Raw genomic sequence first — 16,630 nt, forward strand, 5'->3', positions numbered from 1 at the left:
GGCGCGGCATAAAGAAGAGGTAAAAAGGCGGGAAGCGGGCGTAAATAAAGTATAAAAATGGTGAAGAATTAAGCGCTTTCTAACGCCCAGATGCGGTTCAGATCGATGTTCTGCCACAAGCCGCTGTCTTCCGCGCCGGTGATGCTGTCGGTGCAGAAGCTGTCGCCGAGATCGAGCTCTTCCGGTTTCACTTCACGTTGCGCGTGCAGCGACCAGAACACATGCACTTTGGGCTTGAGCAACGATTTTTCGCCCGCCTGCACCACCAGCGCCACGCGCCCGGAAGCCAGTCGCACCAGCGATCCCACCGGATAGATGCCGATGGTGCGCACGAAGGCGTGCAGCAGCGAGTTATCGAAGTGGCCACGCCAGCTCAACATGTTGTGCATCGCTTCGGCAGGCGTCCAGCCTTTGCGATAAGGACGATTCGAGGTGACGGCATCATAGACGTCGCACACCGATGCCATGCGCGCATACAGTGAGATCTCCTCGCCTTTCAGACCGTGCGGATAACCGTTGCCGTCGTATTTTTCATGGTGATGCAGCGCGATATCCAGCAGATCTTCACCGGCATTGGCCTCCATCAACATCTGCGCGCCGACAATCGGGTGCTGGCGCATCACGGTGAACTCTTCATCGCTGAGCTTGCCGGGTTTATTCAGAATCTCCAGCGGCACCGCGGCTTTACCCACATCGTGCAGCAAACCGCCCATGCCAACACGGCGCAGCTGATGCTCATCGAGGCCCATTTTTTTGCCGAGCGAGATCATCAAGCCGCACACCGCCATTGAGTGCAGATAAGTGTAATCGTCGTGATTCTTCAGGCGCGCCACGCTCAGCAGCGCAGTCGGTTCGCGGGTGATCGAACCGGCAATTTGATCAACCAGATCAAGGGTGTAATCGAGGTCGAGGCCTTGCCCCATGCGCGCCTCGTTAAACATCGCCAGCACCTGCGGTTTCCCCTGATTGAAGATGCTTTGCGCCTGATCCATCTCCTGGAAAAACGGGGTTTTAGGAATATCTTTTTTCGGCGCAGGCGCAGCGGGCGCCTGAACCGATTTGTCGAGATCGATCCATAACTGCAGGATCCCCTCATTGCGGATCATCGCGATCTGGCGTTTATCAGTGATCAGCATTTGGTTGCGAATGCGCTTATCTTTGACCCACCAAACCTCAAGTTTGTGGATAAACATTCCCTGCCGCAGTTCGTCAACGTTAATCAGCTTTATCACGATATCGCTCCTTAATATCAGTGGGTGGTAAGGAGGTATCGGCAGCTGAGCAAAAAATCTTCAGGAGTGATTTGTGCGATCGGTAAGGTTTGCGAGATGGGTGCGCATAAATGCGCACATTACGTCGTAGGGTTGCCATTCATGGCGACCTGGTTTTAGGCTACAGCCGCTGAACGTTGCGCAAGAAAGGCACTTAACGGCGTGACCCGGCTCAACTCTTCCTGTGTTCTGGCGTCGTTTTCTACTTCCCACAGATCCAAATGGCGCTGCAGATTCAGCCACAAATCGACTGACGTATCGAAAACAGCTGCCAGCCGATAGGCCATTTCGGTGGTCAGTTTACGGTTGTTATTCACCAATGCACTGACGGTGTTGCGGTGCACATTCAACATCTCTGCCAGGTCATTCACTTTGAGGTTTAGCGGCTCGAGGAACTCGTACTGCAGAACATCACCAACGCTGGTCGGTTTACGCATCGCCTGTTTCATTTTTGCTTCTCTTTAACGGTTAGCAACTGGCCACAAGTGGCTGCTAGCGGTGTTTACGATAAGTGTGTGGGTCGAGATAGAGATCTCTGGCAGCGCCATTAACCCATTGAAAAATTAGTCGATACTGCTCATTTATCCGTATTGAGTAATAACCCAGTAGCGGAGGTCTTAAGGCCTCAAAGCGATTACCCGGTGGTGAACGTAAATCATGATGCGAAGTTGCTGCATGGATGATGTCGAGCTTGCGCGCCAATGCCGACTCAATCATGACTGGAATATGCTTATGCGGTGTTGCATAAACAAAAAATAATCGCAGCCAATCGTCCCTGAAACTGTGAATTGAACCCTTCATCTGCCACCACACCTGATGTAAACATGGCGGGCAATTTATTGCACTCGCGCACTGTGCTCAAGTGCAATATTTAACATCATAACGAATTTCAGATCGGGATTCCAAAAAATAATGATCCGATGATTAAACCACTTTAATGCCGCCCTCTTTCTCCGGCTTTTCATAAGAGGCTGTGGAATTCTGCTCCTCGCCAACGCGTTCAATCGGTCCCATCACCAGCAGGAACAGTAAAGCAGCGACTACGCAGTGCGCGCCGACAAACACCAGCCCAATGCTGTAGCTGCCGGTCAAGCCGACGATGATGCCGAACAGCAGCGGCGTGATAAAGCCCGCCATATTGCCGATGCCGTTGAAGATCGCGCCCGCCAGGCCAACCGCTTCTTTCGGTGCGGTATCGCTGACAATTGTCCAGGTTCCGGCACCTGCAGCCACGCCTTTACCGAAGAAGGCGAACGACATAATGGCGATAATGCCGACGTTGCTGGGGATCACCGCCGCCAGAACCAGCGACGCCGCCATCAGCATGCCGACGATGTACGGCGTTTTACGCGCCCAGGATAAACTCCAGCCGTTTGCCAGCAGTTTGTCGGATATATAGCCGCCGCTGATGCCGCCGAGGAAGCCAAACACCGCCGGTGCGATGGTGGCAAATCCGGCGTCGAGAATGTTCATGCCGCGCGCCTGCACCAGATAAATCGGGAACCAGGTAATAAAGAAGTAGCTGAGCGCGATGATGCAATATTGGCCGATGTAGGCGCACCACAGCATGCGGTTGCTGAGCAGCTTTTTGAACATCGCTTTGCTCAACGGCGGACGCGCTTTTAGCGTTTGCGCCGAATCGATATCAACCAGCGCGCCGCCCTGCTCGATATAGCGCAGCTCATTTTCCGATACACGCGGATGATGGCGCGGGCTGCGCATAAAGCCCATCCAGACAAACACCGCCAGCACGCCAATGCCGCCCAGTACGAAGAACGGCCATTCCCAGCCGAAGCGCGACACCAGCCAGCCGGAGAGCGGTGAGAAGATGGCGACGGCAAAATATTGCGCCGAGGCGAAGAGTGAAGAGGCGCGGCCGCGTTCGGCGCTGGGGAACCACATGATCACTGCGCGCGCATTGGCGGGAAAACTGGGTGCTTCAATCAGGCCCAGCGCGAAACGCAGCGCAAACATCAGCGTCAGTGCCATGGTCATCCCGCTGGAGAACTCGCCGACAAAGCCCATCAGCAGCGTGGAGATCGACCACAGCGCCAGCGTTACGCCATACACTTTTTTGGTGCCGAAGCGATCGAGAAACAGGCCGCCGGGGATCTGGCCGATCACGTAGGCCCAGCTAAACGCCGAGAGGATCAGGCCAAGCTGGATCGCCGAAAGTCCAAACTCATCTTTGATCGCCGATCCCGAGATCGACAGGATCGAGCGGTCGGCATACGCCACCACGGAAAGAAACAGGATCAGGCAAAGGATCCAAACGCGTACGTGGCTGCTCTGTGGACGATTATTGGCTTTTAGCATGGGCTGAATTCCTCAAATGAAACACACCGGAATACCGCTTTATTTCCCCTGTTCAGCAACTATAGGAAGCAGTTTCAGGTGTGGTCATTGTGCGAATGGCGGAATCGACGGTGCTAATTAGCGCCAGATTTGGCAGCCAGCACAAAGCGAGGTGCGGCGCTGCACAGAACCTTAAAGATCCGCAAGCCTTTGCGCCGCAATGTGCGCCAGCTCTAAGAAAATCCTTCCCAGCGCAACTATGAGCGCACAAAGCAAAGACGCACCCGAGAGCAAAGTGTGCGCCTGGCTGCAAAATCCAACCTTGCTGATTGTCAGCCACGTAGCGGGCTCGTAGGCTGAAAATGATTTCATTGAGCCATTTTTTATCTTGATGAAACATTCATTCTAATAACAAGCTTACTCTGGAGTCTGCGATGAAAACCCTCAAGGCGATTGTGTTGCTCGGCCTGCTCTCAACATCAGCCTCGGCGCTGGCGGAAAAAATTGGCGTGTCGATGGCCTACTTTGATCAAAACTTCCTCACCATTATTCGCCAGTCGATTGATAAAGAAGCCAAAGCGCGCGGACTCGATATTCAGTTTGAAGATGCACGCGGTGACGTCGGACGTCAGACCGATCAGGTGCAGAGTTTTATCGGCGCGGGCGTGGATGCCATCATTGTCGATCCGGTCGATTCTGCCAGCACGCCGCAGCTGACCAAGCTCGCGCAGCAGGCAAAAATTCCGCTGGTCTACGTTAACCGCACGCCGGGCGATAAATCGCTGCCGGCCGGCGTGGTGTTTGTCGGCTCCGACGAGCGTGAATCCGGCACCTTGCAGATGGAAGCGCTGGCGAAAATGGCTAACTACAAAGGCAATGTGGCGATCATGATAGGTAACCTGACCGATGCCGGTGCGCTGCAACGCACTAAAGACGTTGAGCAAGTGGTGGCGAAATATCCCGGCATGAAAGTGGTGCAGAAACAGCCCGCCAACTACGCACGCAATGAAGGCATGGATTTGATGAATAACTGGCTGGGCAACGATGAAGCGATTGATATCGTTGCGGCTAACAACGATGAGATGGCGATTGGCGCGGCGATGGCGCTGGCGAAGGGCAATAAAAAGGTGCTGGTTGGCGGCATCGATGCCACGCCAGATGGCCTGAAAGCGCTGTCGCAGGACAAAATTCAGGTCACAGTGTTCCAGGATGCGGTCGGCCAGGGCAAAACGTCGGTGGATGTGGCGCAGAAGCTGATCAAAGGCGAGAAAGTCGATTCACACGTGTGGATCCCGTTCGAGCTGGTGACCAAAGAGAATATGCAGAAGTACGTTGATAAATCACAATAATTATCATCAATCGTACGGTCGCCATTTATGGCGACCGTAACGCAGGTTTAGTGCGGTTATCGACAGGGTCGCCATGAATGGCGACCCTACAGTTAACGTAATTGCGCCATCTGCACGATATCGTGATACTCGCCGTCGCGCAGGCAGGCTTTGCGCTTCACGCCTTCGCGCTCGAAGCCCAGCTTTTGATACAGACGCAGCGCGCGTTCGTTATCGTGGAACACTTCCAGCTCGATGCGCATAATGCCGAGCCAGTTAAAGGCGTAATCCATCGCGTTGCGGATGAGCTTTTCGCCAATGCCGCGCCCGCCAAACGCCGGATCGACGCCGATACCAAAACTAATGCTGTGACGCGTGCGTGGGCGCTGCTCGACAAACAGCGTGAGCTCGCCAACCATCGCGCCATCGATCTCCGCAACAAAGCCGATGTATCCCAGCTCATCCATCTTTTCGAATTTTTTCTGCCAGGTCGCCACGCTCGGGCACGGCAGCTGCGTGGTCCAGCGATAAACGTCAGGATGGCTGTAAAGGCGTTGGTAGGCGGCGGCATCGCCCGGCTCACGGCCGCGAATGTGTAAATCCATGTCGGTAATCCCTTTTCACTTGCACTAAGCTGTTAACTCTCACCATTTCGGGAAGAGTGACTCTATGTTGTATCGCCGTTTTGAACGTTTTATCAATATTTTCCAGGATGCGCCAACCGATTCCCCGCCCGCCAGCGTCTGGCCGTTCTACTTCTACTATCTGCGTCAGGTGTGGCCGAGCTTCGTCGCGCTGCTGATTGTCGGGCTGGTGCAGGCGCTGATCGAAGTGGCGCTGTTCAGCTATCTCAGCCGCATCATTGATCTGGTTAATCACTCCACGCCCGCCTCGTTGTTCAGCGATAACTGGCAAATATTGTTGTGGATGGGTTTTGTGGCGCTGATTCTGCGGCCAGTGGTGATTGCCGCGCACGATATGCTGGTGCATCAAAGCATTAACCCGAGCATGACCAGCATGATCCGCTGGCAGCATCACAACTACGTGCTGCGCCAGAGCCTGAACTTCTTCCAGAACGATTTTGCCGGGCGCATTGCCCAGCGCATCATGCAAACCGGTAACTCGCTGCGTGATTCGGCGGTACAGCTGGTGGATGCCATCTGGCATGTGGTGATTTACGCGGTGACCTCGCTGGTGCTGTTCGCCGAAGCGGACTGGCGCCTGATGATTCCGCTGGTGATCTGGATTGTGGCGTACAGCGTGTCGCTGAGCTTCTTCGTGCCGCGCGTTAAACAGCGTTCGGTGGTGTCATCGGAAGCGCGCTCAAAATTGATGGGCACCATCGTCGATGGCTACACCAACATCGCCACCATCAAACTGTTCTCGCACAACGATCTGGAGAAACGTTACGCGCGTGAGGCGATTCAGGAGCAAACCGACAAAACCCAGCACGCCAGCCGCATGGTCACTACCATGGATATCACGCTCTCGACGCTCAATGGCTTGCTGATTGTCAGCACTTCCGGCCTGGCGCTGTGGTTGTGGAGCCAGTCGCTGATCAGCGTCGGCGCGATAGCGCTGGCGACCGGCCTGGTGATCCGTCTGGTGAACATGTCCGGCTGGATCATGTGGGTGGTGAACGGCATCTTCGAGAACATCGGTATGGTTCAGGATGGCCTGAACACCATTGCGCAGCCGCTGAGCGTGCAGGATCAGCCGAACGCGAAAAACATGCAGGTGACGCGCGGCCAGATTCGCTTTGAGGATGTGCGCTTTGATTATGGCGGCAGTCGTCAGGTAATTAATCGCCTCAACCTCAATATCAAACCGGGCGAGAAAATCGGGTTGATTGGGCCGTCCGGCGCCGGTAAATCCACATTAGTGAACTTGCTGCTGCGGCTGTATGACATCAACAGCGGTCGCATCGTGATTGACGATCAAAACATCGCTGATGTGACGCAGGAAAGCCTGCGCGGGCAAATCGGCATGATCACCCAAGACACCTCGCTGCTGCACCGCTCGATTCGCGAAAACCTGCTGTATGGTCGCCCGGATGCGACGGAAGAGGAGCTGCAGGCGGCGATCATCCGCGCACGCGCCGACGAGTTCATTCCGCTGCTTTCCGATCCGCAAGGCCGCACCGGTCTGGATGCGCACGTGGGCGAGCGCGGCGTGAAGCTGTCGGGCGGTCAACGTCAGCGTATCGCCATCGCGCGCGTGCTGCTGAAAGACGCACCGATTCTGATCATGGACGAAGCCACCTCCGCGCTGGATTCCGAAGTGGAAGCGGCGATTCAGGAGAGCCTGGAAACACTGATGCAGGGTAAAACGGTGATTGCCATCGCGCACCGTCTTTCAACTATCGCCAAAATGGATCGTCTGGTGGTGCTGGAGAAAGGTGAGATTGTTGAGATGGGCAACCACCGCGAACTGCTGGCGCACGGCGGACTTTACGCGCGCCTGTGGCAGCATCAGACCGGCGGTTTTGTCGGCGCGGATTAATCACCACGCCGATACGGTAAGGCGTCGCGCGCTTCAATTGCCCAGCCGCGCACGCCTTCCCGTTCCTGCAGCAGAAAATCCCCCACCGCATCGCGCAAGCCGGGATGACATAGATAGTGCCATGAGTGCGTGATATGCGGTTCGAAGCCGCGCACCAGCTTGTGCTCGCCCTGCGCGCCCGCATCAAAACGCTGCAAACCTTCCGCGATGGCGAAATCCATGCCCTGATAGAAGCAGGTTTCGAAATGCAGCCGATCAAACTCCGCCAGACAGCCCCAATAGCGGCCATACAGCGTGTTGCCATCCATTAAGCAGAACGCCATCGCCGCTGGCTGGCCTTGCAGCGTTGAAATCACCACGCGAATTGAACGCGGCATGCGCTCCGCCAGCAGGCTAAAGAAGTGGCGCGTGAGATACGGCCGCTGGCCGCGCACCGCATAGGTGTTGGCGTAACAGGTGTAGACGAAATCCCACTGATCTTCGCGCAGCCCATCGCCGCGATACCAGCTGAATTCAAAGCCGCTGCTCATCACCTGTTCACGCTCTTTGCGCAGCTGTTTGCGCTTGCGCGACATCAGCGTGTCGAGGAAATCCTGAAAATCGCGATAGCCTTTGTTGTGCCAGTGATACTGCAAGCCAAGACGTTCCAGCCAATCCGGCTGCTGCTGCATGATTTGATTGGCGAACGGCGTGGTGAAATTGATGTGCGCGCCGCTCAAACCGTTTTCGTAGAGGTTATCCGGTAGCGCGCTGAGCAGTTTCAGCACCGCGTCTTCATCGCCCAGCAGACGTGCGCCGGTCACCGGACTGAACGGAATCGCGCCCAGCCATTTCGGGTAGTAAGGAATACCGGCGCGCTGGCAGGCATCCGCCCACGCATGGTCAAACACATATTCACCGCGCGAATGGCGTTTGCGATAGCCGGGAATGGCGGCACGCAGCACGCCGTTTTCGCGCCACAGCAGGTGATCGGACTGCCAGCCGTTTTCAGGCCGCACGCTGCCGCTCTCTTCAAGTGACAGAAGAAAGGCATGGCGTAAAAACGGTTGATCGTCAGGTAACAGCGCATCCCATTCGACGGCGGAGATCTCCGCCAGCGACGACAGATGTAGCAAAGACATTCACGGCTCCCGGCCAGATGAAAGCAGGCGCCTAGTTCAACAGGTTTTCCGGCGTGGGAAAAGGTGCAGCGCACTGAATGTGTAATCAGCAGATTTGACCCGATGCGCATTAATGCGCACCCTACGACGTAGGGTCGCCATTCATGGCGACCGATTAACATAAAACGCTGAACTAACAGGAAACGCCATGGATCGACTCGATTGTGACCGCATGTTTGTCGCCGTGCTGGAAGTCGGCAGCTTTGCCGGTGCGGCTGAACGCCTTGGCACCAGCAGTGGCCAGGCGTCGAAGCTGGTCTCCCGGCTGGAGCAGGAACTTGGCGTGCAGCTGTTTAAACGCAGCACGCGTGCTCTCTCGCCCACCGAAGTCGGTCGCGCCTATTACGAGCAGGTAAAAACGCTGCTGGAAGCCTTTGATACGCTGGATGCCACAGTGCGCGACAGCGCCACCACGCCGACCGGCCGCCTGAAAATCAGCGCGCCCGGCACCTTTGGTACTGCGGTGTTAGCCAGCGTGCTGGTGGAGTTCGCGCGCCATTATCCGCAGATCGAACTCGACGTGAATTTCTCCGATCGTGCAGTAAACATCGTCGATGAAGGCTTCGATATGGCGATCCGCATCGGCAAACTCGACGACAGCAGCCTAATTGCACGCCGCCTCGGCGATGTGCCGATTCGCGTGGCGGCCTCTTCCGGTTATTTACTGCAACACGGCACGCCACAGCACTGGCGTGATTTGGCGGCACATCAGTGCATCAGCGATACCAACTTCCGCGATCCCTGGCATTGGCCGTTTGTCACGCCGTGCGGCGACAGCGTCAGCATGCCGATTCGTGGTCGTCTCTGTTTCTCGAATACTGAAGCCTGTTTGCAGGCAGCGATTGCCGGGCTGGGCATTGCGCGGCTGCCAGGTTTTATTGCCGCGCCCGCTTTGCAGCGCGGTGAAATCGTCTCGATATTAGAGGAGTTCGCCACGCCGCCGCTCGGCTTGTTCGCGCTCTATCCGCCGGCACGTCATCTGGCGCAGAAAACCCGGCTGCTGATCGATTTCCTCGCCGCCCATTTCCAGCAGCATCCGCCCGGCTAATTCCTTCCAATTTGGAAGCAATGAAAGCCATTTTGCCCGGATTATCACCCAACCAGCAGCGCTGTATGCTCACTCCATCAACACATAGGAGAGAAGACGATGCTGGTAAACGGTAAGTGGAGTGCAGAGTGGCATCCGGTGCAAGCCACCGATAAACAGGGCGGATTTGTGCGCCAGACATCCAGTTTTCGTCACTGGATCACTGCAGATGGTTCCAGCGCATTTGCTGCCGAGCCGGATCGCTATCACCTCTATGTGGCACTGATTTGTCCGTGGGCCTCGCGCACGCTGCTGGCGCGCAGCCTGAAAGGGCTGGAGAAAGTGATTAGCGTGTCGGTGGTGGAACCGCAGCTTGGCGCGCAAGGCTGGCGCTTCGGTGATTATCCCGGCGCGGACCGCGACTGGCTAAATAAAGCCGAGTACATCCACGAGCTTTACACCCGCGCCGATGCCGATTTCACCGGCCGCGCCACCGTGCCGGTGCTGTGGGACAAAAAGACGCAAACCATCGTCAATAACGAGTCGGCCGATATCCTTCGTATGCTGAACAGCGGCTTTGGCGCGCTGGCGGACGATCGCATTGATCTTTATCCCGAAGATCTCCGTGCTGAGATCGACGCGCTGAACGAATCGATCTATCCGCGCCTGAATAACGGCGTGTATCGCACCGGTTTCGCCACCACGCAGGTAAGTTATCAGCAGGCGTTTAGCGATGTGTTCAGCCAGCTGGATGAGCTGGAGCTGCGTTTGCAGGATGGCCGCACCTTCCTGCTCGGCGAGCGCTTAACCGAAGCGGATATCCGCCTGTTCGTTACGCTGGTGCGCTTTGACGCCGCCTATCACGGCCTGTTTAAATGCAACCTGCGCCGCCTGCGCGACTATCCGCTGCTCGATCGTTATCTCAAGAGTATGCTGTCGGTTTCTGGCGTGCGTCAGACGGTGAATATCGACCATATCAAGCAGGGCTATTATTCGATTAAAGCGCTGAATCCCAACGGCATTGTGCCGGTTGGCCCGGATATGGCGGCCTACGGTTTATAAGGAGCAGTGCGATGGCAAAAGCGTTAGTGATTTTTTTACATGGCGTCGGCAGCAACGGCGACGACCTCGCGGTGCTCGGCGAACATTGGGCGCGCCTGCTGCCAGATGTGGCGTTTGCCTCGCCGAATGCGCCCTATCCTTTTGAACATGCGATGGGATATCAGTGGTTTAGCCTGACCGGCATCACGCCTGAAAATCGCCCGGCGCGGGTGCGTGAAGCGCGCGCTGCCTTTGATGACACACTGCAACAGCTGATGGCACAACACGGCATGGCGGATGCGTGGGACAAAGTGATTCTGGTGGGCTTTTCACAGGGTTCGATCATGGCGCTGGATGCACTGGCTTCAGGCCGCTATCCGCTGGCGGGCGTGGTGGCATTTTCCGGTCGTCTGGCGTTTGATGGCGCATTAACGCCACAACAGTACACGCCTGCGCTGCTGATTCACGGCAAAGCTGATGATGTGATTCCGTTTAGCGAAAGCGCATCGGCGGAGCAGCGTTTGCAACAGGCTGGCGTGACGGTGGAAGCGCGCTATGAAGCGGCCACCGGCCACACCATTTCATCGCAGGGTGCGATAGATGCCGCCGGTTTTATTGCGCAATGTTTACAGGATTAAGGCCAGTAGCGATTTAACGCCTGCCACGCCTTGTGCGCAGCCACGTCTGCTGGCTGCGCTTTCAACTTATCGTTAAACACTTCAATGCCGACCGGCCCGCTGTAACCGGCACTTTTCAGTTTATCGACAAAGCGTTCCACTTCGATGATGCCATCGCCCGGCAATAAGCGCTGATGACGCGCGTACTCGCTGAGCGGCTGCTTATCCTGCGGCGGCATTTCGGCCATGTCGCACAACTGCACTTCGTAGATACGATCGGCAGGGATACCATCCAGCTGAGACGCATCGCCGCCTAACGCGCAGATGTGGAACAGATCGACCACCAAACCGATATTCGGCTGGTCCAGCCGTTGCAGCCGTTCCCACGCCAGCGGCAGCGTATTATCCACGCTGCACCACGCCATCGGCTCATACATGATGCGCATGTTGTAGCGCGCAGCTTCCGAGGCCATCCAACGCAAATCTTCATCAATGCGCGATGCTACGCAATCTTCACGCGTGCTGGCGGGTGCCTGAATGGTGTCGCAGCCAATGGTTTGGGCAATTTGAATGAACTGACGCAGCTCTTCGCGTTTTTGCTGGCGCTCACGATCCGGCGCACCGGTGAAATCGCGCAGCACCTGAACATTGGTAAAGCCAAGCTGTAACTGCTTTGCTAACTGTGGCGTACTGGCTTGCACATCGTCGCGCCAGATCTCAACCTGCTCGAAACCGGCGGCGCGTGCGGCACGCAGCTTCTCCTCAGGTTCACCGTTTAACAACACCAGGTTAAGGAATTTGGGGTTACGACGCATGACACAGCTCCTTAATCGTCCGGATAATCGGTGACACATTCTGTGCGTCACGCGCACAGAATGGCGATCAGTATCTACCTCTGAGGAGTTATTTCAAGCCTGATGGTTATCCCAGCAGGTTTACCACGGCAAAACCGGCGAAGGTCATCAGCAGCGAACCGATGACATGCACCATCACGCTCGACATCGCCCACAGGTATTTGCCGGTTTGCAGCAGCCCGACAATTTCCGCAGAAAAGGTTGAGAACGTGGTTAAGCCGCCGCACAAGCCGGTGACAATCAGCAGTTTCCAGAAGGGATCGATATGCGGGTTACGCATGAAGAAAGCCAGCGCCGCACCGATGATAAAACCGCCCACCAGATTCACCATCAAGGTGCCCGGTGGCAGATTGGGAAACAGCGCGTTAAAACGTAATGAGATCAACCAACGCAGCGAACAGCCAACCGCACCGCCCAGTACCACCGCCAGTAACGACTTCAACATAGTTTGGAGCTCCTGAAATGAATTACGCGCAGGGCCGCGGCAGGACAGAATAACACCTGACACACCGCCGTCTCCCGCGCAGGGATACGAGTGTTGTCAGGCGTCATCAGCCGTCTGTGACCAGAACGGCGGTTGGAGAAGGTGGCACGCCATCACCTTAGGCGGGAGATAATACGCTGGCTTGGCAATGCAGACAATATGCGAGCCAGGTGCGCATTAATGCGCACCCTACGAAAACGTCACCGATCTGTCGTAGGGTCGCCATTCATGGCGACCGAACTTCCCGGAGAACTACCGCTCGAAGTGAATTACGCCTTTAATCAGTTCCCGGTTATTAATCACATCCGCTTCAAAACGCTCCACCAGCGTTGAAAAATCATAATGACGATTCAGCATCATGTCGGCACGAAGCTGCCCTTTCGCCATTAATTCGCCGACTTTAGCGAAATCTTCCAGCGTGGCGTTGCGGCTGCCCAGCAGCGTGGTTTCTTTTTTGTGGAACTCGATATCCGGGATCACCAGATCGCCTTTATGCAGGCCGACAAACACGATGGTGCCGCCGTGACGAATCAGTTTCACCGCGCCGTTCATCGCCGCCGGGCTGCCGGTGGCATCGATCACTTTGGCAGCCAAACGTCCACCAAACTCCGCTTTAAGCTGCGCATCAAAATCGGCGTCTAACGGATTCACCGTCGCCAAACCCAGTTTCTGCGCCACGTGCGCACGGCGCTGCTCGCTGGTATCGGCCACCACCACGTTGGCACCCGCCGCCGCCGCAATTGCGGCCACGCCAAGACCAATCGGGCCTGCGCCCACCACCAAAACCTGCTCATCCGCCGCCACGGCCGCACGGCGCACCGCATGCGCGCTGATGGCGAAGGGTTCAATCAGCGCGGCGGCTTCGGGATCAACATCATCCACCGCCAGCAAATTGCTGCTCGGCACGCTAAGAAATTCGCAGAAACCGCCATCCTGATGCACACCAATCACCGAGATGTTTTCGCAGCAGTTGGTTTTGCCGCTTAAACAGGCATCGCACTGCTGACAGGCAACGTAGGGAATCAGCGCCACACGCTGGCCCAGCCTGAAGCCGCTGGCCTGGCTGCCGAGTTCTACCACTTCGCCACACAGTTCATGCCCCAACACGCGTGGGTAGCTGAAGAACGGCTGATTTCCCGCCCAGGCGTGAATATCGGTGCCGCAAATCCCGGCTGCGATGGGTTTGATCAGAACGTCATTGGCGGCGGGTGTCGGCTTCGCGCGCTGCTGCCACACCATCTGGCGCGGCTCGGCGACCACCAGCGTTTTCATTGTTGTCATGGGCTTCTCCTGTGCTGTTGTCGCAGTTATGGCGAAAATCGCCGATGACAGCTTTTTGCGTTGGGGGAAGTGTGAAGCCAACCGCTTTTTTTGGGCTTTGTATGGTTTTTAATAGATAAAAAACCGGAGACGCGTATGAGCCGCAGCCAGAACCTACGTCAGAACGTGATTAACCAGATGCTGGAAGGCATTGCCAAACGGCATATCCGTTCGCCGTTGCCACCGCAGGCGGCGCTGGCCGAAATGTTCAATATCAGCCGCACCACGGTGCGCCACACCTTGCAGCATCTGCATGAGCGCGGCGTGCTGGAAAAGGTGGATGAAACCTACGTTATCGTGCGCGATCCCAGCGATGAAGATGGTTTTAACGCCCTGACGCCGCCGATTGATCAGCAGGCGCTGCAGTTCGAGCAGACCTTTTTCAACCTGATTAATCAGCGTCAGCTGATGCCGGGCGATACTTTTAGCGAGCTGCAGTTAGCGCAGCAGGTGAAGGTCAGCCCGATTGTGGTGCGCGAATTCCTGCTGCGTTTTATGCGTTATGACCTGCTGGAGCCCGTGAGACGCGGACAGTGGCGCATGAAGAAGTTCGATCAGAAGTATGCCGAGAACCTGTTTGAGCTGCGTGAAATGCTGGAAACCCACGCGCTGACGCGTTTTCTCAATCTGCCTTCGCAGGATGAGCGCTGGATGCAGGCGCGCGACCTGCTGGATCGCCATCGTTCAATGCGTGACACCATCGCCAGCAATTACCGCCACTTCGCCGCGCTGGATAAAGAGATGCACACGCTGATTCTCTCCGCCGCCAACAATCCGTTTTTTAATCAGTCGCTGGAGATTATTTCCGTGATTTTTCACTCGCATTATCAATGGGATGAAACCGACCTCAAGCAGCGCAATATTGTGGCGCTGGAGGAGCATATGGCGATTCTGACGGCGCTGATTAGCCGTCAGGATGTCGAAGCCTTGTGCGCCCTGCACAATCATCTCGGCACCGCTAAGACATCGATGATCCGATCTATCCGTCAGTACAATTAAAAACCGATTAAAAACCACAAAGCATTAGCTCCCGCACGAATCTGAAACATCTCCGCAACATCCCGATCTGATTGCTTCTAGTCTCGAAGTCAATCCGTTGGGGCAGCACCTTTTTGCTGCCGCAGGATCCCACTCAAACACATAACGATAAGTACCCAGATCCGGGAGGTCGCAATGGAAAATACTTCGGCTCGTGGCCGCGAAAACGCGCCGCAACCGGCTGCAGACGGGCAAGATTTTATCCCGGCACGCAGTGACGTGGTGCGCTCGCCGCGCATCAGAAAGATCCAGATTACCGCCATGTTGCTGCTGCTGTTCGCCGCCATGATCAACTATCTCGATCGCAGTTCACTGTCGGTCGCCAATATGACCATCCGTGGAGAACTGGGTTTATCTGCGACCGAAATTGGCGTGCTGCTGTCAGCGTTTTCACTGGCGTACGGCTTAGCACAGCTGCCGTGCGGAGCGCTGCTCGATCGCAAAGGGCCGCGCATCATGCTGGCGATTGGCATGTTCTTCTGGTCGCTGTTCCAGGCGGCGGCGGGTTTGGTGCATAATTTCACCCAGTTTATTTTGGTGCGCATCGGGTTAGGTATTGGTGAAGCGCCGATGAACCCGTGCGGCGTGAAGGTGATCAACGACTGGTTCAACATCAAAGATCGCGGCATGCCGATGGGCATGTTTAATGCCGCCTCGATGATTGGTTTGTCCATCGCGCCACCGATTCTGGCCGCGATGATGATGGTGATGGGCTGGCGCGGCATGTTTGTCACCATCGGCGTGCTCGGCATGTTCCTCGCCATCGGCTGGTATCTGATGTACCGCGATCGCGATAACAACAAGCTGAGCGGCGAAGAGATTCACTATCTGCAGGCGGGAAGCGTGGCATCGCGCAAAGAGCCGCTGAGTTTTGCCGAGTGGCGCGGCCTGTTTAAGCAGCGCACCATGTGGGGCATGATGATTGGCTTCAGCGGCATCAACTACACCGCATGGCTGTATATCGCGTGGCTGCCGGGTTATCTGCAATCCACCTATAACCTCGACCTGAAAAGTACCGGTTTACTGGCGGCGATTCCGTTCCTGTTCGGCGCGGCGGGCATGTTGCTGAACGGTTATGTGGTCGATGCGCTGGTGCGTCGTGGCCATGATGCGGTGAAAGTACGTAAGGTCTCAATCGTCACTGGCATGCTGTTGTCTGCTGCGTTTACCGCTTTCGTAACGCGTGCCACCGACACCACCAGCGCGGTGACCATGATCGGTATGGCGCTGTTCTGTATCCACTTTGCCGGTACATCGTGCTGGGGTTTGATTCACGCCAACGTCACGGCGCGCATGACCGCTTCGGTCGGCAGCATCCAGAACTTCGCCAGCTTCGTGTTCGCCTCGTTCGCGCCAGTGATCACCGGTTGGGTGCTGGATACCACCAAGTCGTTTAGCCTGGCGTTGATGATTTGCGCCGGTGTAACGGTGGTGGGTGCGCTGGCGTATTTGCTGCTGGTGCGTAAACCGATTACCGATGGGGTTTAATTGGTCGCCAGGAATGGCGTAATACATGTCAGTTAAGCGCAGTGCGACTTTCGTTCGCCATGTGCTGAGGCAGTTGCAGCACCTTCGTGCGGCGACCGAGCAGAGGGCGTCTGGCTGCACTGAACCCCAAAACCTGGACACATTTTACATCTCTTTTGATGCCCGGTATTCCACCGGGCTCATGCCCGTTCTGAGACAAATTCGT

General features: G+C 56.2%; 17 protein-coding genes and 1 riboswitch. Of the genes, 8 read left to right on the top strand and 9 right to left on the bottom strand.

What is annotated here, in order from left to right:
- Positions 1-68: 68 nt before the first annotated feature.
- The 4 genes from BM323_RS23245 to BM323_RS23260 form a co-directional block, all read right to left on the bottom strand.
- The gene (locus tag BM323_RS23245; protein ID WP_008109454.1) at positions 69-1,232 is read right to left on the bottom strand and encodes an HD-GYP domain-containing protein; all 1,164 of its coding nucleotides are present in this window, start codon (positions 1,230-1,232) and stop codon (positions 69-71) included.
- 155 nt (positions 1,233-1,387) lie between these two features.
- Positions 1,388-1,720, bottom strand: coding sequence for a HigA family addiction module antitoxin (locus BM323_RS23250; RefSeq protein ID WP_008109456.1), 333 nt, complete (start codon positions 1,718-1,720; stop codon positions 1,388-1,390).
- 43 nt (positions 1,721-1,763) lie between these two features.
- Positions 1,764-2,072 (bottom strand): type II toxin-antitoxin system RelE/ParE family toxin, encoded by a 309-nt coding sequence (locus BM323_RS23255; protein ID WP_071531676.1) that lies wholly within the window; start codon positions 2,070-2,072, stop codon positions 1,764-1,766.
- A gap of 123 nt (positions 2,073-2,195) precedes the next feature.
- Positions 2,196-3,587 carry an MFS transporter gene (locus BM323_RS23260; protein WP_008109458.1) on the bottom strand — a complete coding sequence of 464 codons (1,392 nt, stop codon included), beginning with the start codon at positions 3,585-3,587 and terminating at the stop codon, positions 2,196-2,198.
- A 413-nt stretch (positions 3,588-4,000) separates the two neighbouring features.
- Between BM323_RS23260 and BM323_RS23270 the strand changes: the two genes are divergently transcribed.
- A complete protein-coding gene (locus BM323_RS23270) occupies positions 4,001-4,915 on the top strand; it encodes a sugar ABC transporter substrate-binding protein (protein ID WP_008109461.1) in 915 nt (304 codons plus the stop codon).
- A gap of 92 nt (positions 4,916-5,007) precedes the next feature.
- Here the strand turns inward: BM323_RS23270 and BM323_RS23275 are convergent, their stop codons facing one another.
- Complete coding sequence (locus BM323_RS23275; protein WP_008109463.1) at positions 5,008-5,499, bottom strand: GNAT family N-acetyltransferase; 492 nt, start codon at positions 5,497-5,499, stop codon at positions 5,008-5,010.
- A 64-nt stretch (positions 5,500-5,563) separates the two neighbouring features.
- On the opposite strand from BM323_RS23275, the gene BM323_RS23280 reads away from it, so the two are divergent.
- The gene (locus BM323_RS23280) at positions 5,564-7,396 is read left to right on the top strand and encodes an ABC transporter ATP-binding protein (RefSeq protein ID WP_008109465.1); all 1,833 of its coding nucleotides are present in this window, start codon (positions 5,564-5,566) and stop codon (positions 7,394-7,396) included.
- Here BM323_RS23280 and BM323_RS23285 read toward each other — a convergent pair.
- Complete coding sequence (locus BM323_RS23285; protein ID WP_008109467.1) at positions 7,393-8,517, bottom strand: GNAT family N-acetyltransferase; 1,125 nt, start codon at positions 8,515-8,517, stop codon at positions 7,393-7,395. The two genes, BM323_RS23280 and BM323_RS23285, sit on opposite strands and share 4 nt — an antisense overlap.
- A 187-nt stretch (positions 8,518-8,704) precedes the next feature.
- Between BM323_RS23285 and BM323_RS23290 the strand changes: the two genes are divergently transcribed.
- The 3 genes from BM323_RS23290 (at position 8,705) to BM323_RS23300 (ending at position 11,262) form a co-directional block, all read left to right on the top strand.
- Entirely contained in the window at positions 8,705-9,604 is a 900-nt protein-coding gene (locus BM323_RS23290; RefSeq protein WP_008109468.1) for a LysR family transcriptional regulator, read from the top strand.
- 99 nt (positions 9,605-9,703) lie between these two features.
- The gene (locus BM323_RS23295) at positions 9,704-10,645 is read left to right on the top strand and encodes a glutathione S-transferase family protein (protein ID WP_008109470.1); all 942 of its coding nucleotides are present in this window, start codon (positions 9,704-9,706) and stop codon (positions 10,643-10,645) included.
- Positions 10,646-10,656: 11 nt separating this feature from the next.
- The gene (locus BM323_RS23300; protein ID WP_008109471.1) at positions 10,657-11,262 is read left to right on the top strand and encodes an alpha/beta hydrolase; all 606 of its coding nucleotides are present in this window, start codon (positions 10,657-10,659) and stop codon (positions 11,260-11,262) included.
- On the opposite strand, the gene BM323_RS23305 is transcribed toward BM323_RS23300, so the two are convergent.
- The 3 genes from BM323_RS23305 to BM323_RS23315 all read right to left on the bottom strand — a co-directional run bounded on the left by BM323_RS23305 (position 11,259) and on the right by BM323_RS23315 (position 13,860).
- On the bottom strand, positions 11,259-12,056 hold the full coding sequence (locus BM323_RS23305; RefSeq protein WP_008109472.1) for a sugar phosphate isomerase/epimerase family protein: 798 nt from the start codon (positions 12,054-12,056) through the stop codon (positions 11,259-11,261). The two genes, BM323_RS23300 and BM323_RS23305, sit on opposite strands and share 4 nt — an antisense overlap.
- Before the next feature lie 106 nt (positions 12,057-12,162).
- On the bottom strand, positions 12,163-12,540 hold the full coding sequence (gene crcB, locus BM323_RS23310; RefSeq protein WP_008109473.1) for a fluoride efflux transporter CrcB: 378 nt from the start codon (positions 12,538-12,540) through the stop codon (positions 12,163-12,165).
- A 90-nt stretch (positions 12,541-12,630) separates the two neighbouring features.
- Positions 12,631-12,706: riboswitch (Fluoride riboswitch) on the bottom strand.
- 125 nt (positions 12,707-12,831) lie between these two features.
- Positions 12,832-13,860 (bottom strand): zinc-binding alcohol dehydrogenase family protein, encoded by a 1,029-nt coding sequence (locus tag BM323_RS23315; protein WP_008109474.1) that lies wholly within the window; start codon positions 13,858-13,860, stop codon positions 12,832-12,834.
- Positions 13,861-13,995: 135 nt separating this feature from the next.
- Here BM323_RS23315 and BM323_RS23320 point away from each other — a divergent pair, with 135 nt between their 5' ends.
- The 3 genes from BM323_RS23320 to BM323_RS24585 form a co-directional block, all read left to right on the top strand.
- Positions 13,996-14,898, top strand: a complete 903-nt coding sequence (locus BM323_RS23320; RefSeq protein WP_008109475.1) for a GntR family transcriptional regulator — start codon at positions 13,996-13,998, stop codon at positions 14,896-14,898.
- Positions 14,899-15,072: 174 nt separating this feature from the next.
- Positions 15,073-16,425 (top strand): MFS transporter, encoded by a 1,353-nt coding sequence (locus tag BM323_RS23325; RefSeq protein ID WP_008109477.1) that lies wholly within the window; start codon positions 15,073-15,075, stop codon positions 16,423-16,425.
- Positions 16,426-16,450: 25 nt separating this feature from the next.
- Positions 16,451-16,630, top strand: a 180-nt coding sequence (locus BM323_RS24585) for a hypothetical protein (RefSeq protein ID WP_217646664.1), incomplete at its 3' end; no start/stop codon positions are given.

It is taken from the genome of Pantoea sp. YR525 (assembly GCF_900116775.1).
Classification (GTDB): Bacteria; Pseudomonadota; Gammaproteobacteria; order Enterobacterales; family Enterobacteriaceae; genus Pantoea; species Pantoea symbiotica.